The 19,145-nt window shown below is 69.5% G+C and carries 21 protein-coding genes and 1 pseudogene; 9 read left to right on the top strand and 13 right to left on the bottom strand.

Annotated features, from left to right (window positions below; all coding sequences use genetic code 11):
* Positions 1–56: 56 nt before the first annotated feature.
* Positions 57–698 carry a response regulator gene (locus tag ACQ86G_RS09290; protein WP_431260314.1) on the bottom strand — a complete coding sequence of 214 codons (642 nt, stop codon included), beginning with the start codon at positions 696–698 and terminating at the stop codon, positions 57–59.
* A 379-nt stretch (positions 699–1,077) separates the two neighbouring features.
* Positions 1,078–1,245, bottom strand: coding sequence for a hypothetical protein (locus tag ACQ86G_RS09295; protein ID WP_431260315.1), 168 nt, complete (start codon positions 1,243–1,245; stop codon positions 1,078–1,080).
* Between the two features lie 228 nt (positions 1,246–1,473).
* On the opposite strand from ACQ86G_RS09295, the gene ACQ86G_RS09300 reads away from it, so the two are divergent.
* Entirely contained in the window at positions 1,474–3,960 is a 2,487-nt protein-coding gene (locus tag ACQ86G_RS09300; protein ID WP_431260316.1) for a triple tyrosine motif-containing protein, read from the top strand.
* 60 nt (positions 3,961–4,020) lie between these two features.
* Entirely contained in the window at positions 4,021–4,776 is a 756-nt protein-coding gene (locus tag ACQ86G_RS09305) for a class I SAM-dependent methyltransferase (RefSeq protein ID WP_431260317.1), read from the top strand.
* Between the two features lie 2 nt (positions 4,777–4,778).
* Here ACQ86G_RS09305 and ACQ86G_RS09310 read toward each other — a convergent pair whose 3' ends face one another.
* The 3 genes and pseudogenes from ACQ86G_RS09310 to ACQ86G_RS09320 all read right to left on the bottom strand — a co-directional run bounded on the left by ACQ86G_RS09310 (position 4,779) and on the right by ACQ86G_RS09320 (position 6,464).
* On the bottom strand, positions 4,779–5,564 hold the full coding sequence (locus tag ACQ86G_RS09310; protein ID WP_431260318.1) for a zinc-binding dehydrogenase: 786 nt from the start codon (positions 5,562–5,564) through the stop codon (positions 4,779–4,781).
* A 35-nt stretch (positions 5,565–5,599) separates the two neighbouring features.
* Positions 5,600–5,737 (bottom strand): annotated as a pseudogene (locus ACQ86G_RS09315) (quinone oxidoreductase); the annotation flags it as partial.
* Between the two features lie 10 nt (positions 5,738–5,747).
* The gene (locus tag ACQ86G_RS09320; RefSeq protein ID WP_431260319.1) at positions 5,748–6,464 is read right to left on the bottom strand and encodes an SDR family oxidoreductase; all 717 of its coding nucleotides are present in this window, start codon (positions 6,462–6,464) and stop codon (positions 5,748–5,750) included.
* Between the two features lie 129 nt (positions 6,465–6,593).
* On the opposite strand from ACQ86G_RS09320, the gene ACQ86G_RS09325 reads away from it, so the two are divergent.
* Positions 6,594–7,496 (top strand): LysR substrate-binding domain-containing protein, encoded by a 903-nt coding sequence (locus ACQ86G_RS09325; RefSeq protein WP_431260320.1) that lies wholly within the window; start codon positions 6,594–6,596, stop codon positions 7,494–7,496.
* Between the two features lie 37 nt (positions 7,497–7,533).
* On the opposite strand, the gene ACQ86G_RS09330 is transcribed toward ACQ86G_RS09325, so the two are convergent.
* Positions 7,534–8,496, bottom strand: coding sequence for a GlxA family transcriptional regulator (locus ACQ86G_RS09330; protein ID WP_431260321.1), 963 nt, complete (start codon positions 8,494–8,496; stop codon positions 7,534–7,536).
* Between the two features lie 109 nt (positions 8,497–8,605).
* On the opposite strand from ACQ86G_RS09330, the gene ACQ86G_RS09335 reads away from it, so the two are divergent.
* Positions 8,606–8,911: a putative quinol monooxygenase gene (locus ACQ86G_RS09335; protein WP_431261365.1), complete on the top strand. Its 306-nt coding sequence runs from the start codon at positions 8,606–8,608 to the stop codon at positions 8,909–8,911.
* 68 nt (positions 8,912–8,979) lie between these two features.
* Here ACQ86G_RS09335 and ACQ86G_RS09340 read toward each other — a convergent pair whose 3' ends face one another.
* On the bottom strand, positions 8,980–9,930 hold the full coding sequence (locus ACQ86G_RS09340; protein ID WP_431260322.1) for an enoyl-CoA hydratase-related protein: 951 nt from the start codon (positions 9,928–9,930) through the stop codon (positions 8,980–8,982).
* Positions 9,931–10,043: 113 nt separating this feature from the next.
* Here ACQ86G_RS09340 and ACQ86G_RS09345 point away from each other — a divergent pair, with 113 nt between their 5' ends.
* Entirely contained in the window at positions 10,044–10,928 is an 885-nt protein-coding gene (locus ACQ86G_RS09345; protein WP_431260323.1) for a LysR family transcriptional regulator, read from the top strand.
* Between the two features lie 13 nt (positions 10,929–10,941).
* Here the strand turns inward: ACQ86G_RS09345 and ACQ86G_RS09350 are convergent, their stop codons facing one another.
* Both ACQ86G_RS09350 and ACQ86G_RS09355 read right to left on the bottom strand, forming a co-directional pair.
* Positions 10,942–11,691 carry a glucose 1-dehydrogenase gene (locus ACQ86G_RS09350; RefSeq protein WP_431260324.1) on the bottom strand — a complete coding sequence of 250 codons (750 nt, stop codon included), beginning with the start codon at positions 11,689–11,691 and terminating at the stop codon, positions 10,942–10,944.
* Between the two features lie 260 nt (positions 11,692–11,951).
* Complete coding sequence (locus ACQ86G_RS09355) at positions 11,952–13,145, bottom strand: elongation factor Tu (RefSeq protein WP_431260325.1); 1,194 nt, start codon at positions 13,143–13,145, stop codon at positions 11,952–11,954.
* A 577-nt stretch (positions 13,146–13,722) separates the two neighbouring features.
* Between ACQ86G_RS09355 and ACQ86G_RS09360 the strand changes: the two genes are divergently transcribed.
* The 3 genes from ACQ86G_RS09360 to ACQ86G_RS09370 are packed head-to-tail and all read left to right on the top strand — an operon-like array spanning position 13,723 to position 16,073.
* Positions 13,723–14,250: a GntR family transcriptional regulator gene (locus ACQ86G_RS09360; protein ID WP_431260326.1), complete on the top strand. Its 528-nt coding sequence runs from the start codon at positions 13,723–13,725 to the stop codon at positions 14,248–14,250.
* Complete coding sequence (locus ACQ86G_RS09365; RefSeq protein ID WP_431260327.1) at positions 14,247–15,119, top strand: ABC transporter ATP-binding protein; 873 nt, start codon at positions 14,247–14,249, stop codon at positions 15,117–15,119. Before ACQ86G_RS09360 ends, ACQ86G_RS09365 begins: the two co-directional genes overlap by 4 nt.
* Positions 15,120–15,173: 54 nt before the next feature.
* Positions 15,174–16,073: a hypothetical protein gene (locus tag ACQ86G_RS09370; protein WP_431260328.1), complete on the top strand. Its 900-nt coding sequence runs from the start codon at positions 15,174–15,176 to the stop codon at positions 16,071–16,073.
* 53 nt (positions 16,074–16,126) lie between these two features.
* Here ACQ86G_RS09370 and ACQ86G_RS09375 read toward each other — a convergent pair whose 3' ends face one another.
* From ACQ86G_RS09375 to ACQ86G_RS09390, 4 genes are all read right to left on the bottom strand, one after another.
* Positions 16,127–16,705: an NnrU family protein gene (locus ACQ86G_RS09375; protein WP_431260329.1), complete on the bottom strand. Its 579-nt coding sequence runs from the start codon at positions 16,703–16,705 to the stop codon at positions 16,127–16,129.
* Between the two features lie 67 nt (positions 16,706–16,772).
* Positions 16,773–17,027, bottom strand: coding sequence for a hypothetical protein (locus ACQ86G_RS09380; protein ID WP_431260330.1), 255 nt, complete (start codon positions 17,025–17,027; stop codon positions 16,773–16,775).
* A 37-nt stretch (positions 17,028–17,064) separates the two neighbouring features.
* A complete protein-coding gene (locus tag ACQ86G_RS09385) occupies positions 17,065–17,199 on the bottom strand; it encodes a hypothetical protein (protein ID WP_431260331.1) in 135 nt (44 codons plus the stop codon).
* A 128-nt stretch (positions 17,200–17,327) separates the two neighbouring features.
* The gene (locus ACQ86G_RS09390; RefSeq protein ID WP_431260332.1) at positions 17,328–17,837 is read right to left on the bottom strand and encodes an Lrp/AsnC family transcriptional regulator; all 510 of its coding nucleotides are present in this window, start codon (positions 17,835–17,837) and stop codon (positions 17,328–17,330) included.
* A gap of 197 nt (positions 17,838–18,034) precedes the next feature.
* Between ACQ86G_RS09390 and ACQ86G_RS09395 the strand changes: the two genes are divergently transcribed.
* Positions 18,035–19,129 carry a saccharopine dehydrogenase NADP-binding domain-containing protein gene (locus ACQ86G_RS09395; protein ID WP_431260333.1) on the top strand — a complete coding sequence of 365 codons (1,095 nt, stop codon included), beginning with the start codon at positions 18,035–18,037 and terminating at the stop codon, positions 19,127–19,129.
* Positions 19,130–19,145: the final 16 nt, after the last annotated feature.

Genomic DNA, 19,145 nt, shown 5'->3' on the forward strand with positions numbered 1-19,145 from the left:
GCCGTCCGGGCCGCGGTCCGCGACCCGCCCGGACTGCGCCCGCGGTGCCGTGCGCTTCAGAGCTCGATGATCCCGCGCTTCAGCGCGATCGTGACCGCGTGGGTGCGGTCCTTCGCCGACAGCTTGCCGAGGATGGTGCGCATGTGGACCTTCACCGTCTCCTCGGTCAGCGAGAGGTGCTCCGCGACTTCCTTGTTGGCGTGGCCCAGGGCGACCAGGCGCAGCACCTGCGTCTCGCGCAGCGACAGCGCGCGGCTGCCCGCATGCTGGGCGAGGGCGGCCTCGATGGCCGGCGGCAGCATCAGCCGGCCGGCGTGGACGCCGCGGATGGTGTCCAGCAGCTCGGTGCGCATCAGCCCCTTGAGCAGGTAGCCGACCGCGCCGGCCTTGATCGCCCGCGCGGCCTGGAAGTCGCCGGGGAAGGTCGTCAGGATCACGATCCGCGCCTGCGGGAATTCGCGGCGGATGGCGGTCATCGCCTCGATGCCGTCCATGTCCCGCATGCGCAGGTCCATCAGCGTCACGTCGGGCTGATGCTGGCGGAAGCGCGACAGCGCCTCCAGGCCGGTCGTGGCCTCGGCCACCATGCGCATGTCGGGCTCGGCGTCGATGACCGTCGTGATGCCGCTGCGCATCAGCGCATGGTCGTCGACGGCCATCACGGTGATGGGGGAGGAGATCGGGGCGGAGTCGTTCACGCGCGGTTCCGCGGTTCGGCGGTCAGGTCGGGCGCCCTGCATCGTGGGCGCAAGGGCCGAAGCGTAGCCGCAGCGGGCGGTCCCGATCGTCCCTCGGGATGATGGCCCTCCCTCGAAAGAGTTAGCCCGGACGTTGTCGCGCGCGCGCCTCGCCCCCCGCACGGCTGCCCCGATCTTCCGGCCGCTTCTGATAGTGTTCCGGCCCCATGAGGTTGTCGTCCGAGATCCCCGTTTCCACCCGAGGTGCGCGCCCGGCATCGCCGGTGGCGGGCTCGCCGCGCGGGACGGCGATCTGGCGGGCGCTGCTCGCCGCGATCCTGCTGCTGGTCGCGGGGCCGGCCCGGGCCCTGGACCGCGACCTGGCCCTGAACCAGTTCCATCACCGCGCCTGGACGGCCGCGGACGGCGTGCCGATGGAGACCTGGACGATGGCCCAGACCTTGGACGGCCTGCTCTGGATGGGCGGCCCGAACGGCCTGACGCGCTTCGACGGCGTGCGCTTCGAGCGCTTCCGGCCGACGCCGCCCGCGGAGTTCCCGTCCGGCACCGTGGCGAAGGTGCTGGGGACGTCCGGCGGCGACCTGTGGGCCGCCTTCTTCCCGCGCGGGCTGGTGCGGATCCGCGGCGAGCAGGTCTGGCGCGTGCCGGCGACCGAGGCGGTGTCGACCGCCCGCGTCCGCTACATCGCCGAAGACGCGGACGGCGCGATCTGGGCCGGCGGCACCACCGAGCTGTTCCGCTTCCAGAACGGGCGCTGGGAGCGCATCGGCTCGTCGTGGGGGTGGAGGGCCGCGCCATCGACGGCGTGGTCGTCGATGGGCGCGGCACGGTCTGGCTCTGCGACAACGATCGCCTGCTGGGCCTGCCGCAAGGCGAGTCGCGCTTCCGCGCGGTCGGCGAGTGCAAGGACGCGACCAGCCTGCAGGTGCTGCGCGGCGAGGCGTGGCTGGTCTTCGCGCACGAGATGCGCAAGGTGCCCGCGCTGTCGCGGATGGCCATCGCGCGGGATCCGCGGCTGTCGACGCGCCGGGGGTCGTCGACGGCGGTGGACCGCGACGGCAACCTGTGGACCGTGTTCTGCCCGGCCGGCCTGTGCCGCCGCCGGCTGCCCTGGCCGCTGGCGGGCGACCGCGTGCCGCTGACCGGCGAGTACCAGCGTTTCGCCGCGCCGGAGGGCCTGTCGGGCGACTTCGGGATGATGATCGTCGAGGATGTCGAAGGCAGCCTCTGGGTGGCGACCAAGACGGGCCTGGACCGGTTCCGGCGCGCTGCGCTCGTGCCGGCGCCGATGCCGCGCGCCACCAGCAATTTCGCGCTCGCGGCGGACCCCGACGGCGGCGTGACGGTGGCGGCGTTCTCGCCGGTGGCGTCGACCGTCTGGCAGCTGTCGGGCACTGCCGGTGCGGCCGAGCAGGTCTCGGCGCCGAGCGCCCAGATCACCGCAGCGGGCCGCGACCGCCAGGGCCGGCTCTGGCTGGTCGGGCCTGCGGGGCTCTGGCGTCGCGACGGTGCGCGCTGGCTGGAGGTGCCCAGACCGCCGGGGGTCGGCGAGCGCTGGATCAGCGGCATCGTGCCGTACGGCGACGGTCTGATGGTCGCGTTCCAGCGCGGCGGCGTGCAGACGTGGGAGGACGGCCGCTGGTCTCCGCTGTCGCTGCCCGGCCTGCCGACGCCGCTCGAGGCGTCGGTGGCGCAGGCCGGCGGCAGCACCTACTGGTTCGGGCTCAAGGACAACCAGGTGCTGCGCTGGACCGACGGCGCGGTGCGCCGCTTCGGCCCGGCGGAAGGCGTGGATGTGGGAGACGTGCTGCATGTCTACGCCGGGCGGTCGCGTCTGCTGGTCGCCGGCGAACGCGGCGTGGCGATCCTGTGGGACAACCGTTTCGTTTCATTGACCACCGAGGCGCCGGAGACGCTGGCCGGCGTGTCCGGCATCGCCGAGACCGCGGACGGTGACCTGTGGCTCAACGGGCGCAAGGGCGCGGTCCACGTGCGGCGCGACGACCTGCGCGCCTTCCTCGCCGATCCCGGCCAGCCGCTCAAGGTCGAGGTGCTGGACACGCTGGACGGTCATCCCGGCGGCGCGACGGCCTTCTGGCCGCAGCCGAGCGTGGTGGAGGCCTCGGACGGGCGGCTCTGGTTCGCGGGCACGACCGGGGTGGCCTGGCTGGACCCGCGGCGGTCGCGGGCCAATGCGGTGGCGCCGGTGGTGCGCATCACCGGGCTGCGCGCCCATGGCGTCGACTACCCGCCGGGCGCGCCGGTGACCCTGCCGAAGAACGCCGAGATGATGGAGTTGCGCTTCTCCGCCGCGAGCCTCGCGGTGCCGGAGCGGGTGAGCTTCCGCTACCGGCTGGACGGCGTCGACCACCGCTGGCGCGACGCGGGCGCGCGCCGCGAGACCGTCTACAACAGCCTGAGCCCGGGCAGCTACCGCTTCCGTGTGCTGGCGGTCAACAGCGATGGTGTCGAGGCACCCGAGGAGGCGGTCCAGGACATCGTCATCCCGGCTGCCTGGTATCAGACGACGGTGTTCCGCGTGCTGTGCGTGGCCGCGGTGATCGCGCTGGTCTGGGGGCTGCACCGGCTGCGGCTGCGGCAGGCCGCATGGCGGGCGCGCGAGAAGATGCGCACGCGCATGGCCGAGCGCGACCGCATCGCCCGCGAGCTGCACGACACGCTGCTGCAGGGGGTGCAGGGGCTGATCCTGCGCTTCGAGGCGCACTCGGCGCAGTTGCCGGCGACGCACCCGGTGCGCGCGGCGATCGATGCGGACCTGGTGATGGCGGACGGCGTGCTGGACGAGAGCCGCCGGCGCGTCATGTCGCTGCGCGGGACCGCGCAGACGGGCGCGAGCCTGCCGCGGGCGCTGGAGGACATCGCGTCGCAGCTGGCGCGGGACTACGACGGCGAATTCCGGCTGGAGATCGTCGGCCGGGAACGGCTGCTGCGGCCGGAGGTCCGGGACGAGCTGCGGATGATCTTCGGCGAGGCGCTGCTGAATGCCTTCCGGCATGCCCGGGCGAGCCGGATCACAATGACCTGGCGCTTCGGCTGGTGGCGGCTGCGGGTCGAGCTGCGGGATGACGGGACCGGCATGCCGGTCGATCTGGCGGCGACCGGCAGGCCGGGGCACATGGGACTGGCGTCGATGCGGGAACGGGCCCAGTCGCTGGGCGCGGTGCTCAGGATCGACAGCGCGCCCGAGCAGGGCACGACCGTGACGCTGGCGATGCGGGCGTCCCGGACCTACGCCGCCTAGCGACGCCTTGCCGGCAGAACGCCCGCCGCTTTGACATCTCCGACCTGTAGAAGGATCACCATGAGTTCAAGACTGTTCGTCATCGCGGCCGCCGCCGCGCTCGTCTCGTCGCTGGCCGCAGCGCAGACCCCGGCCGTCACCGCCGCGGTCGCGGACGCGACCCGTCCCGCCAAGGACGTCCAGCAGGATGCCTCCCGGCGGCCGGTGGACCTGGTCGAGTTCTCCAAGGTGAAGCCCGGCGACAAGGTCATCGACGCGGTGCCCGGTGGCGGGTACTGGACGCGGATCTTCTCGCCGCTGGTGGGTCCCAAGGGCAAGGTCTACGCCTATGTGCCGAGCGAGTTCGCCGTCTTCAAGTCGAACCCGGCCGCCACCGCGCGGGCCATCACGGCGGAGCCCGGCCATGGCAATGTCGAACAGACCTCGAGCCCGCTCGCCGAGCAACCGCCGGCGGCCATCCACAACACGCTCGACGTGTTCTGGACCTTCGAGAACTATCACGACTTCCACGACAGCTTCATGAAGGGCGCGGACGTGAACGCCTACAACAAGGCGGTGTTCAGCCTGCTGAAGCCGGGCGGGTACTACATCGTGGCCGACCATTCCGCCGTGGCGGGGTCAGGTCTGAAGAACACCGAGGACCTGCACCGCATCGACCGCGCGACGGTCAAGGCGGAAGTGGAGAAGGCCGGATTCGTGCTCGACGGGGAAACCGATGCGCTGGCCAATCCTGCCGACGACCGCACGCTGAAGGTGTTCGATCCGGCGATCCGCGGGAAGACGGACCGCTTCGTGCTGCGCTTCAGGAAGCCGTGATCTCAGGGGCGCAGGACGATCTTGCCGATGACCTGCCGACCCTCCAGGGCGCGGTGAGCGTCTGCGCCGTCCCGTAGAGCGAATGCCTGCGAGACGCGCAGCGTCACGGCGCCCGACTGGATCCAGCCGAACAGTTCCGATGCGCGAGCCCGGCGCTCTTCGGCGGTGGTGAGCACGTTCCACAGATCGCCGCCGACCAGCGCCAGCGAGCGGTCCATGAGCAGTCTCGGATCCACCGGCGCCGGATCGCCCGCCGCCATGCCGTAGAACACGACGGTGCCGCCGGTGCGCGCGGCATCCAGGCTGTCGCGCAGCGTGGTGCCGACCGAGTCGTACATGACGTCCGCGCCGCGCCCGTCGGTGAGCGCCTTCACGGCCTGCGACCATCCTTCGGTCGGGATCACGACGTCGGTGCCGACCTCACGCACGGCTTGTCGCTTGGCGTCGGTCGAGGCGATGCCGATGACGCGCGCGCCCAGGTGCTTCAGGATCTGCACGAGCAGCAATCCCACGCCGCCCGCTGCCGCATGCACGACGGCCCAATCGCCGGGACGCGCCGCGTAGCTGTCGCGGCACAGGTACTGCGCCGTCAGCCCCTGCAGCAGGGCGCCGGCGGCGGTCTCGAAGGACACCTCGTCCGGCAGCGGAATGAGTCGGCCCGCATCGACCGCGCAGAGTTCCGCGTTGGCGAACGGACCGTCGGCGAAACCGACGCGCTGGCCGGGCCGCAGGCCGCTGCCCTCGGGCGCCGTGACGACCTCGCCCGCCCCTCGTAGCCGAGGATCCACGGCGGCGAACCGGCCAGGTGATAGTTGCCCTTGCGGCGGTAGACGTCGGCGAAGTTGAGGCCGACGGCGCGCATGCGCACCAGTGCCTGGCCGGGGCCCGGGACCGGATCGGGCACCGCTTCGTAGCGGAGGACGTCGGCGTCGCCGAATTGATGGAAGACCAGTGCTTGCATGGCGTGCCCCTCAGAGCGATCGCGTCAGGCCGCCATCGACGCGCAGGTTCTGGCCCGTGATGTAGCCGGCGCCCTCGGACGCCAGGAAGGCGATCGTCGCGGCGATCTCGTCGCTGCGTCCGTAGCGCTGCATCGGCACGCTGTCGCGGCGTTCGTCGGTCGCGGGGAGGCTGTCGATCCAGCCCGGCAGCACGTTGTTCATGCGGATGTTGTCCGCCGCATAGGTGTCCGAGAAGATCTTCGTGAAAGCGGACAGGCCCGCCCGGAACACGCCCGAGGTCGGGAACTGGCCGGACGGTTCGACGGCCCAGGCCGTCGAGATGTTGATGATCGTGCCCGACTGCTGCTGCTTCATCGTCGTCACCACGAGCCGCGACGCGCGCACGACGTTGAGCAGGTAGGTGTCCATGCCCCGATGCCAGTCGTCGTCGGACATCTCGAGCAACGGGCCTCGCGGGCCATGACCGGCGCTGTTGACCAGCACGTCGATGCGGCCCCAGCGCGCCAGCGCCTGGTCGACGAGACGCTTCAGATCCGACTCGGACTGGTTGGAGCCGGTGACCCCGATGCCGCCGAGTTCGTGTCCGAGGGCTTCACCCTTGCCCGACGATGAGAGCACGGCGACCCGGAAGCCGTCATGGGCCAGACGGCGGGAAGCGGCGGCGCCCATGCCGCTGCCGCCGGCGGTGATGATGGCGACCTTTTCTACTGTCTTGTCGGTTGTCATGAGATTTGCCCTCTGTCGTGCTGATGCCGGATGGAATCTGCCCACGTCGAGCAATACGCTATCAGCGCCGTCCAGGTTCGGCGAGCCCGCCCGCCTACATTCATCCAGTAGAAAAGCTACAGTCCTTCAATGACTATTCGATTGGAAGGGCTGCGGTCGTTGAAGGCGCTTCGCGTCTTCGAGGTCGTGGCGCGGCACCTGAATTTCCGGCTCGCGGCCGAGGAGCTCGACGTGACGCAAGGGGCCGTGGCGCAGCAGATCCGCGCGCTCGAAGCCGACTTGCGCATCAAGCTCTTCGAGCGGCACCCGCGCGGTCTGGCGCCGACCGGCGCCGGCGCCGCCTACGCGCGCCGCGTGCGGCTCGCGCTGGAGGAGATCGCCGACGCCACGCGCCTGCTGCGTCCCGGCGACCGGCACGTCACGATCAGCGTGGCGCCGACGATCGCCACCAAGTGGCTGCTGCCGCGCCTGCCCCGCTTCGCCGCGCGGCACCCCGACATCGACCTGCGGGTCCTGGCGACGGAGCGCGTGTCCAGTTTCCACGGGGAGGGCGTCGACCTGTCGATCCGGTGCGGGCGTCCGCCGTTCGGTCCGGGCGTCGAGGCGCGGCTGCTGCTCGAGAACCAGCTGATCGCGGTGGGGAGTCCGGCGATGCTCGGCGGCGCCGCGGCCCTGACACCGAAGCGGTTGGCGGGCTGCCCGCTGATCCATGATGGGCACGACGCCTGGCCCGCGTTTCTCGCGCAATTGGGCGTGTCGTCCTCAGCGTCGAAGGGCACCCGGTTCAACCAGACAGGACTGGCGATCGACGCGGCGATCGCGGGGCAAGGCCTGGCCCTCGCCGGGCGTTTCTTCATGGAATCCGACCTCGCGGCCGGGCGCCTGGTGCAGGTGACGCCGCAGGTGATGCACCTGGGTCTCGACTACTACCTCGTGTCGCCACGGCGGGCTCGCGGCGAGGCGCCGTTGGCGGATGTCGCCGCGTGGCTGGTCGGGGAAGCGGCGAGTCCGGGTTCGACGGATCTCACCTGATCCTCGAAGACTTCAGCGGTGTCTCGCGTGAGCGCCCTCAGACCTGCGCGCGCAACTCTCGCACACCCCGGCCCAGCTTGCGTCGCAGCAGGGTGCGCAAGGTCACCCCGTCGGCGTACCCGATCTGCGCGGCGATCTGGTCGATGCTCTCAGTGCTGGTGCGAAGCAGGTGCACGGCGCGCTCGACACGGAGATCCTGGAAGTACGACAGCGGCGTCTTGCCCAGCACGCTGTGCAGGCGCCGCGCCAGCGTCCGCTTGCTGGCGCCGACCGCGACCGCCGCTTCGTCCAGCGAGAACCCGCTGGCGAGTCGCTGCCGTGCCCATCCCTCGAAACGCTCCACCACGGGGTCGGCGTGGGAGAGGTGGTCGGGGATGATGAACTCCGCCTGCGAGCCGCGCGCCTCGATCAGCAGGTAGCGCGCCACCAGGGCCGCCAGGGCCGGGCTGCGGCTGCGGACCACGCTCAGCCCGAGGTCGAGGTGGGCGAGCGCGGCGCCGGCGGTCACGAAGCCGGCGGAGCTCACCCGCATGCGGGACTCGTCGAGCGTGACGCGCGGGTAGCGCTGCCGGAACATCGGCGCCAGCCACCAGGACGTCGTGGCGCTCTGGCCGTCGAGCAGCGCGCTCTCCGCCAGCACGAAGGTGCCGGTGCATGCAGCCCCGGCCATGGCGCCGGCGTCCGACCATCGCCGCAAGGCGGCCCCCGCGTCGGCGACGTCCGCGAGCGCCAGACGCGCGGCGAGCGCGTCCGGCATCTTGGCGCCGAGCGCGGGGACGAGCACGATGTCGGGCGCCGGGAGACGGTCCACCGGCAGTACCGGCACGATCAGCCCTTGCGCCGTGCGCACCCGCCGCCGGACGCCGACCAGGGTCACCTCGACAGGTGCTGGCGCCGGGTCGAGCGAGCCCGCCAGCTGGTTGGCCGTGCTGAGCGTGTCGGTCAGCGACGCGAGCCCCAGGTCGAAGACGCCGTCGAGAACGAGGATGTGGAGGTGCATGGCAGTAACGGTATCAATGTTGGCCATCTTGCCACTCGCCGATCGAAGGTGGGGCGCGGAGACTGGCGCCTCGCCAATCGATTCACCCGTTCAACGAGAGAAGCACCTCATGTCCGAATTTGCCCTGTTCGTCCGTCTTGAAGCCAAGCCCGGCCAGGAAACCGCCGTCGCCGACTTCCTGGCCGGCGCGCTGCCGCTCGCCAATGCCGAGTCCGGAACGACCTCCTGGTTTGCCTTGCGATTCGGTCCTTCGACCTTCGGCGTCTTCGACACCTTTGCAGACGAAGCCGGGCGTCAGGCTCATCTGGAAGGACCCATCGCGGCCGCCTTGATGGCCAACGCGGCCACGTTGCTCAGCAGCCCGCCGACGATCGAGACCATCGATCTGCTGGCCGTGAAGTTGCCCGGCCAATGAGGCCAGGCGCGACGACGAAGACTCACGCCGTCGCGTCGCGCCCGCTCCGGATCGATCCCGGATCGATCTCATTCGCCGGTGAATACCGGTGGACGACGTTCAGCCCGCGCGGCGAGGCCTTCCTTGAAGTCCTGGGTCCGATAGATCGTGCTGCGAAGCGCGTTGAGGCCGGACAGCGCGGTCTCCTCGTTCACGTCGAGCGCCGTGTGCGCGGAAGCGAGCGTGGTCCTGATGGACAACGGCCCGCAGGCCGCGATCCTGGCGGCGATCTGAAGCGCCATCAGGATCGCGTCGTTCCTGGTCGGACTGATGTCCTGCAGGGTGCCCATCCGCCTGGCTTCCGCCGCAGTCCAGGCGTCGCCGCTCAGGATGTAGCGCATGGCATTCCCCCAGCCGGCTTCGCGCACGAAGCGCACGGTCGCCCCGCTGGCGGGAATGCGCGCCTGCGTGTTCTCCATCTGCCCGAAGATCGTGTCGGCTGCGGCCAGCCGGATGTCCGCGGACAGGAAGAGCTCGTGGCCGACGTTCAGCGTGTTCCCATGCGCGACGACGACGACCGGTTTGCTCAGGCGGGTCTTGTCCTTTCCGAACGGATCGATCGTCTGGGGTGCGGCGGGGGCATCGCTGCCCGCGGCATACCTGGCGATGAAGGCGTCCACCTCGATGCCGGCGCAGAAGCTCCTGCCGTGGCCGAACAGGATCGCCACCCGGAGGGTCGGGTCTTGCTCGAACGCGTAGTAGGCCCTCGCCAGCGCGGCGGACATCGGCGGAATCAGCCGGTTCTCAGCCTCCGGGCGGTTCAGGCCGATCAGGAGGACGTGTCCGCGGTGTTCGAGCGTGACCAGGTCCTGCGAGCCGCTCGCGGGCTCGGCAGGAAGCGACGAGTCGGGTGCTGCCGAGCGTCCGGCCAACTCGGCCGGGGTGGCCGCGTCAGCGAAGGCGAGGGTCGACGTGGCCGTCGCCGCGAACTTCAGCAGGTCGCGGCGTTGCATGGCGAGGGGTGTGTTGAGCTTGTCCATGAGGCGTCCTTGCGCACGTTGGGATCGAGGTGGACTGTCCCCGTTCGACGCTGGCGTGGGCAGGTGCGCCGGCAACTAAGACTTATCCGTCGAATGGATCGACACTGCGCCGCATGAACGACAAGCTGCTTGCCCTCCGACTGTTCGCACGCGTGGCGCGCACCGGAAGTTTCTCTGCCGCCGCGCGGGAACTGGACCTGTCCCAGCCGTCGGTCTCGCGCATCATCGCGGCGCTGGAACAGGACATCGGCGCGGCGCTGGTCACCCGCACGACGCGGGCGCTCACGCTGACGGAGGCCGGGACGGACTACCTCGCGCGTGTCGAGGCGATCCTGGCGTCGCTCGAAGAGGCCGATCACGTGGCGAGAGGATCGCTGGAACTGCGCGGCGCGTTGCGTGTCGCGTTGCCTTCCAGCTTCGGCGTCCGCGAGATCGTGCCCTTGCTGCCCGGCTTCCTGGCACGCCATCCGCTGTTGAACGTCCACCTGTTGATGAGCGACCAGCGGCAGGACACGTTGAAGGAGGGCGTCGACGTCGCGTTGCGCCTCGGTGAACTGGCTGATTCGAGCGCGACCGCGCGTCTCATCGGCCGGACGCATCGATTGATCGCGGCGTCACCCGCCTACCTGAAGGCGAACGGCACGCCCGGGACGCCAGCCGACCTCGCGAACCACACGGCCATCGTCGGCCCTGCGGGAACGAGCGCGGCCGGATGGCTGTTCAACAAGGGTGGCCGGGACATGACGATCCGCGTCGACAGCCGGCTGAGCGTGTCCGTCAACGAAGGCGCGGTGGCCGCGGCGGTGGCGGGCATGGGCGTCGTGACCACGGCGCTGTGGGGATGCCGCGCCGAACTCGCGAGCGGCGCGCTCGTCCGGTTGCTTCCGGACTGGAAGATGAACGACGTCGAGGTCCATGGCATGTTCACGCCGGGCCGACCGCCGAAGCCGTCGGCCCGGGCCTTCGTCGAGTACCTGATCGCCGAGCTGCCTCGCTGATCAGGCTCTGCGGTCAGGCGCGCTGACCGCCGGAGGCCGTGATCCGTTCACCGGTCACCCAGGCCGAGTCGTCGGAGGCCAGGAACTGCGCCACGCGGGCGATGTCCTCCGGCTGTCCGGGACGGCCGAACGGGATCGTGGCGACGATCGACTTGACGGCCTCCTCGGGCCAACCCAGGGCGGCGATGCCTTCGGTGATCGTAGCCCCAGGGGCGAGGGTGTTCACCCGGATCTTCCTGGGCGCGAGTTCGACCGAGGTCACGCGCGTGATGGCGTCGACAGCGCTCTTGGAGGCTGCGTAGATCGCCGAGTTGGGCATGAAGCCGATGCTGGCGATGGAGCTGATGTTGATGATGCTGCCGCCGTTCGGGCCGAAGTACTTCGCTGCTTCCTGCGTGGCGGTGATGACGCCCAGCACGTTGGTATTGAACTCGCGATGGAACTCCTGCTCGGTGGCGCCTTCGATGGGACCGAAGGCGTAGACGCCCGCGTTGTTCACGAGGACGTCGAGCGTGCCGAAGATCCGCTTGGTTTCTTCGAACAGTCGCTGGATGTCGGCCGTCTTCGAGAAGTCGGCTTGGATCGCGACGGCCTTGCCACCGGCGCCGTTGATCTCGCCGACCAGCGCATGGGCGGCATCCTTGCTGGTCGAGTAGTTGATGACGACCGAGGCGCCGGCCTTGGCGAACTGCCTGGCGATGCCCGCGCCGATGCCCTTGGAAGCGCCGGTGACGATGGCGACCTTGTTGTTGAGTGTGCTCATGGATTCAATCTCTGGATGACGGCGCCGGGGTGGCGTCGGGATGAACTTTGATCCGCCGTCCGAAGAATGAGTAGGTGTTCAGGAGACTAAGACTTATCCGCCAGACGGATTGATGTCCGATGCCTTCCCCAGGTCGGCGCGCCGGGTCCAGTTGCCACGGGCCGGCTGGCGGCATCGGCCTGGGTCGTCGTCATGTCCGGCAATAAAAAGGCCCCTGCTGCCTGACAAGCAGACAACAGGGGCCGGGCAGGCTCAGCCTTTCAGCCGAGCACTTCAGTCACGATGCCGGCGCCGACGGTCTTGCCGCCTTCGCGCATCGCAAAGCGCATGCCGTTCTCGATCGCGACGGGCTTGTTCAGCTCGAAGCTGATCAGCGCCTGCGCGCCGGGCTCGACGACACCGGCATCGGTGTCGACGCTGATGACGCCGGTCACGTCGGTCGGGCCGAAGAAGAACTGCGGCTGGTAGCCAGAACCGAACGAGGTGTGGCGGCCGCCTTCCTCCTTGCTGAGCACGAAGATCTGGGCACGCCCCGTGCGGTAGGGCTTCAGCGCACCGGGCTTCACCACGACCTGGCCGCGCACGACGTCATCGCGCTTGACGCCGCGCAGCAGCAGGCCCACGTTCATGCCGGCACGACCTTCGGCCACGTCCTTGTGGAAGGACTGCACGCCGGTGACGACGACAGGGTCGTCGCCGGACGAGCTGAGGCCGACGATCTCCAGGGAGTCTCCGACGCGGATCACCCCGCGCTCGACACGGCCGCTGATGACAGTGCCGCGGCCAGCGATGGTGTGCACGGCCTCGACGGGCATCATGAACGGGCTGGCGTAGTCGCGCACCGGGTCAGGGATGCGCGAGTCCAGTGCCTTCACCAACTCGACGATGCATTGCACGTCCGGGCCGTCCAGCTCACCGCGCTCGGCGGCAGCCAGCGCCCGCATCGCGCTGCCGAAGACGAAGGCGGGCTCCGTGTAGCCATGCGTGGCCAGCAGCGCACCGATCTCCATCTCGATCAGTTCCGCGATGTCGGCGCGGTCGCTCTCGGGCACCAGGTCCATCTTGTTCACGAACACCACCATGTGGCCCACGTTCACCTGGCGGGCCAGCAGCACGTGCTCGATGGTCTGCCGGGCGGCGCCTTCGGTGCCGTCGACCAGCAGGATGGCGCCGTCCATCTGCGAGGCGCCGGTGATCATGTTCTTGATGTAGTCGGCGTGTCCCGGGCAGTCGATGTGCGCGTAATGGCGCGCGTCGGACTCGTACTCGACGTGCGAGGTGTTGATCGTGATGCCGCGCTCACGCTCTTCCTTGGCGTTGTCGATCTGCCCATAGGACAGCGCGCGGCCGCCGAAACGTGCGGCCTGCACGGCGGTGAGGGCGGCCGTCAGCGTCGTCTTGCCGTGGTCGACGTGACCGATCGTGCCGACGTTGACGTGGACCTTGGTGGTCATGATGTTTCTCCAATTCGTTGATGAGTGAAAAGCCGGTTCGGCCCACTGGCCAGGTGGACCTCTCGGCGGGGTTGTCGGCGCGCGCGCCAGACCTGGGTGCCCGCTTGCGCGGACGAAAACAAAAAAGCCTGCGGGGTGTGGGCCACCCGGCAGGCTTTCTCAATTCGCCTGAAGGATGGACCTCCAGGCACACGCAGGCCCGGAGGGGTCTACACGGACCACTCCACGGAGGGGACGCACAACACGACGCTGCTTGCAGCGCGTGCGGCGAAGAATGAGGACGGATCTCGATCGAGGCTCATGGGCATGGTCTCCAACGGAGGACGGAAAAAACAAAACCCGGTGGCTTGAGGCCTACCGGGTTTCGTTGAACTCAGGAGGCCGAGCCTCCGGATGGAATGGCTCTAGGGAAGCAGTGCTGCGTCATACGCCGCGCGCAGCGAGACCGCCGCGGATGTGCGGGTCTGGGCTGCGGCTTGCGCGCGTTGAGAGGTCAGGGACTGCTGCATGGTGTGGTCAGGCTAACACCGTGACCGGATGCAGGCAACGGACGCGTTGCGCGCGCGCCGCAGTTGGCATGAGCCTTGTTCCAGTCGGTGCCTGCGACGCTGGCGGACCCGCCGCGAGCGTCGACGGCAGCCACCTCCGCTTCATCCCCCTTTTCTGCAGTCTGTCGCCCCCCGCTGGGTCCGCACGGGGGCGCTTGCTATGGTGTGCTACATCAGCAACACACTGGCGCTCCGGCGCCCCGCGTCATGCACAGCTGGAACGATCAAGCGCCGATCTATCAGCAGCTCGCCGACCGCCTGGCGTCGCAGCTGCTCGACGGCGACCCCCGGAGGGCGAAGCGCTGCCCTCCGTGCGCACGCTGGCGAGCCAGTACCTCATCAACCCGCTGACCGTCAGCCGCGCGCTGCAGGCCCTCGTCGACGAGGGCCTCGTCGAGAGCCGCCGCGGCGTGGGCATGTACGTCCGCGACGGCGCCCGCATCCGCCTGCTGCACACCGAGCGGGAGCAGTTCCTCCAGGAGGAATGGCCCCGGTTGCGGGAGAAACTTCGCCGCCTGGGCCTCAAGCCCCAGGACCTGAACTGGGAGGACGCATGAAGACGCTCATCGAGGCCAGCCATCTGAGCCTGAACTACGGCCGCAAGGCCGCCCTGCAGGACCTGTCCTTCACCATCCCCGCCGGCCGCGTCGTCGGACTGCTCGGCCATAACGGCGCCGGCAAGACCACGCTGATGAAGGCGCTCGTCGGACTCAAGCGCGCTGAAGGCGAGCTCCGCGTGCTCGGCCTGGATCCGCATGCGGACCGCGCCCAGCTCCTGACCTCGCTCTGCTACATCCCCGACGTCGCCGTCCTGCCGCGCTGGGCCAAGGTCTCCGAGCTGATCCGCCTCATGGCCGGCCTGCAGCCCAGGTTCTCCGCCGACCGCGCCCGGCAGCTGCTCAAGCGCACCTCGGTCACCGAGAACGACAAGGTCAAGCATCTCTCGAAGGGCATGGTCACGCAGCTGCACCTCGCGCTGATCGCGGCCATCGACGCGAAGCTGATGATCCTCGACGAGCCGACGCTCGGCCTGGACGTGATGTCGCGCAAGAGCTTCTACGAGATGCTCATCGACGAGTGGTGCGATGGCGAGCGCTCGGTGCTCATCTCCACCCACCAGGTCGAGGAGGTCGAGACGCTGCTGTCCGACGTGCTCATGCTCGACGAAGGCAAGCTGGTGCTGAACATCTCGCTGGCGGAGATGGATGAGCGCTTCGTCGCGCTGTCGCATGACCCCGACGCCGCCGAGCTGGTCGCCGCCAACCACCCGCTGCTGCGCTACCGCGTGCAGGGCCGACCGGCCGCGCTCTTCGACGGCGTGCCGCCCGATGCGCTCGCCCACCTGGGCCAGCGCGTGCGCCCCAGCCTCGTCGACCTGTTCATGGCGTTGACCCGCAAGCCCGAGCGTCAGGCCACCGAAGCCTGACCAGCCTCCTCGCAACGCCCGGCGACCCTCATCCAAGGATTCAAGGACCACCCCATGACGCTCTTCAACACGCTGCTGCTGCGCGAGTGGCTGCAATACAAGCGGGCCTGGATCGGCCTGGTGCTGGCGCCCGTGCTGGTGCTGCTGGCGCTGGTGCCGTTCAGCCAGGTCGACGGCATCGACGTGCCCAGCCCCGAACCGGTCGCGCTGATCGCCGGCCTGCTCACCGTCGGCCTGGTGCTGGCGCTGGCCCTCGGCGTGTCCACGTACCAGTTGATGGGCCTGGCCCGTCGCGACCAGCAGGACCGCTCGATCGAGTTCTGGTCCTCGCTGCCCGGCAGTCACGCGGCCAGCATCGGCGCGCCGATCGTCGCCCACGGCCTCCTCGTGCCGGTCGTCGCCACGCTGCTCGCGCTGGTCGGCGGCGCGGTCGTCGGGTCGGCGATGGCGTTCAAGGAATTCGGCCTCGCCGCGCTGCAGCAGACGCAGTGGGCCGCGCTGTTCCAGGGCGCCCTGTGGCTGGGGCTTCGGCTCGCCGTCGGACTGGTGCTGGCGGCGCTGTGGCTGTCCCCCATCGTGCTCGCGTTGATGGCCGCCTCGGCCTGGCTCAAGCGTTGGGGCGCGCCGCTGCTGGTCATCGGGGTGTCGGCCTTCCTCAAGATCTACCAGAACGAACCCGCCGCCGAGATGCTGCGCCATGCGCTGATCACGCAGGTCGCGGGAGTCGGCGCCTCGCTGGTCCAGAGCGGGACCCGGCTGGTCATCGAATCGGACGGCGACGGCCACCTGAACATGCAGGACTTCTTCGACATGCTCTACCGCTTCCCGGATTACGCCCGGGAAGGGCTGCCCCAGGTGCTGCAGGCCGCGGTGCATCCGCAGTTCGTCGGCGGACTGGTGATCGCGGGCCTGTGCTTCTGGCTGCTGGTGCTGCAGCGCAAGCGCAGCCTCTGAGCGGGCGCGGCGCTCCCCGCCGAGGGCGCGCGCCGCCCTGCGTGCCGGCCCTCTCACCCCATCGTCGGGAACGGGCTGACGCCGATGATCATCCGGTGCAGTCCCATGACGAGCGCGATCCAGGCGACGACGCCGATCGCGACCGAGATCGCCGTCCCCTTGGCGGTCCCCGCGGGCGGCGGCGGCGTGGCACGACGCCGGGCCGACCGGAGATCCAGGATCGCCCAGGTCAGGAAGGCACCGAACAGCACGAGGTCCGCCACGGTGTTGTTGGCCAGCAGGTGGCCGAAGGCCCAGAGTTTCACGGCCAGCAGCATCGGGTGATGCAGCTTCGCCTTGAAGTGGTTGCGCGGCACATGGGAGGCTGCCAGCAGGATCAGCGAGGGCAGCATCAGCAGCCCGGCCAGATGGTTCATGCCGCGGGGCGTGGCCCACAGCGGATGCGGATCCAGCCGCGCCTGCCCGTAGCCCCAGATGATCAGCAGCAGGCCGATCACGGAGAGCGCGGTGTAGCTGAGCTTCCAGCGTTTCTCGCCCCAGGTGGCGAGGCGGCCGTCGCGCCAGGCCGGCGCGACGAAACGGACCGAATGCGGCCCGAGGAAGAGGATCAGTCCGAGGATGAGTGCCCACATGGTGAAGTCGCTCCTTTGCGGCGCGGACTATGCGCCTGCCGCGAGGACCTCACCAGTGCCGCCCGGATCAAGAGACCGTTGTCCCGGGCGGCAGGAATGCGGGCGCGGCCGGCGTCGTGGCGGACGGTCGGGCCGCCGGCGCGCGCACCTGGCGCAGATCGCCTTCGGCATGGTCGAGCCAGGCCATCGCGGCCAGCAGGGCCAGCGCCGTGACGGCGATGCCGATCGCGGGCAGCAGCAGGCGTCGCCAACGGTGGGCGGCCAGGGGCTGTGGCGCATGCACGGGCGGTGCGGCGCCGTGGAGACGGGCGGGGGCTTTCATGGCGGAACTCCTCAGGACGTGGAGGTCGCCGCCGTGCTCACGGGAGCACGGCGCCGAGGCCCCACAGCAGCGACGGATAGACCGCGCCCCAGGCCACCGCGAGGATCGCGAGGGCTTTCAGGCCGACGACGATCGGCGGGACGTGCTTGGCGGTGACGGCGGGCTTCGACATGGTGCGCTCCTTGAGCTGGCGGCTCATGGTTTGCAAACGGCGTGCCAGCGCCATGCGTTGACGGGGCCCGACCCCTAAAACATGACGTTACTCACGCGCCACGAGGCTGACATGGATCGCGCGTGGGCTCAGGCGCTCCGGTCCACCCGCAGCGCCAGCAGCACCGAGGTGTGCGTCTTGATCACGCCCTCGATGTCGCCGATCTCGTCGAGGAGCGCGTCCAGTCGCGCCGTGCTGTCGGCGCGCAGCGTCGCCATGTAGTCGAACTCGCCGCTGACCGACGCCAGCTGACGCAGCTCCGGCAGCCGCGACAGCAGCTTCACCACCTCGCGTCCGGCGCGCGGCTGCACCGTGATGCCGACGAAGGCCTGCACGCCGCGCTCCACCGCCTCGCCGCCCAGCCGCACCGTGTAGCCGGCGATCAGGCCTTCGGCCTCCAGCCGGGCGAGCCGGGCCACCACGGTGGTGCGGGCCACGCCCAACTTGCGTGCGAGGTCGGCCGTGCTTTCGCGCGCGTTGGCCTGCAGCAGCGCGATCAAGGCGCGATCGGTCTGGTCGCGCAACGTTGCCGGAGCGGCAGCCTGCGATTCAGGGGCGGATCCGGAGGCCGATGCGGGCGAGGTCTTCCTGGCATTCATGGGCGGTGCCTTCGACAGGCTGTGACGGAGTGCTCGGGATAAACCCTGGTTTTCGCCGGAATGGAAGATCCGGCTGACGGATCGTCAGTATCGAGGTGTTTTTCGTCGAACTCGCGCTTTCTTTCGTCAGGGCAGGTCGGGACACTGCCGCCATCGCATCTGAAACCTCATCCGCACAGGATCACAAGGAGTACGACATGAAAGTGGCACTGCTGGGCGCCGGACACATCGGCCAGACCATCGCTCGACTGCTGCAGGGCAGCGGCGACTACCAGGTCACCGTGATCGACAAGAACGCCACCGCGCTGAAGCTGCTGGCCGGCCAGGGTCTCGCGACGAAGACCGTCGACACCGAGGACAAGGTCCAGCTCGCCGCCGCGCTGCGCGGCAACGACGTGGTCGTGAACGCGCTGCCGTACCACCTGGCCATCACCGCGGCGCACATGGCGCTGGAGGCCGGCTGCCACTACTTCGACCTGACCGAGGACGTCGCCGCGACCAAGGAGATCAAGCGCATCGCCGAAGGCGCGAAGACCGCGTTCATGCCGCAGTGCGGCCTGGCGCCGGGCTTCATCGGCATCGTCGCGCATCACCTGGCCAAGAGCTTCGACTCGCTGAGCGACGTCAAGATGCGCGTCGGCGCGCTGCCCGCGTTCCCGACCAACGCGCTGAAGTACAACCTGACCTGGTCCGTCGACGGCCTGATCAACGAGTACTGCCATCCCTGCGAGGCGATCCACGACGGCGCCACCATCGCCGCGCTGCCGCTGGAAGGCCTGGAGCACTTCTCGCTGGACGGTACCGAGTACGAGGCCTTCAACACCTCCGGCGGCCTGGGCACGCTGTGCGAGACCTGGGAGAACAAGGTCCGCAACCTGGACTACAAGACCGTCCGCTATCCGGGCCACCGCGACCTGATGATGTTCCTGCTGGACGACCTGGCGCTGAAGAACGACCAGGAGAAGCTCAAGGACATCATGCGCAAGAGCATGCCGGCGACGATGCAGGACGTGGTGCTGGTGTTCGTGACCGTCTCGGGCATGAAGAACGGCGTGCTGATGCAGGAAGTCTTCGCCCGCAAGATCTTCGCCGAGCGCGACGGCGCGCAGCCGCTGTCGGCCATCCAGATCACCACGGCCGCCGGCATCTGCGCCGCGGTCGACCTGTTCCGCGAAGGCAAGCTGCCGCAGTCCGGCTTCGTCCGTCAGGAAGAAGTCGCGCTGCCGGACTTCCTCGCGAACCGCTTCGGCAAGGCCTACCAACAGTCGCGTCAAGTCGAATCGATCGGTTGATCGGTCGGCCGATCGA

This window comes from Roseateles chitinivorans (assembly GCF_050632145.1).
In the GTDB taxonomy this organism is placed as follows: Bacteria; Pseudomonadota; Gammaproteobacteria; order Burkholderiales; family Burkholderiaceae_C; genus Roseateles; species Roseateles chitinivorans_B.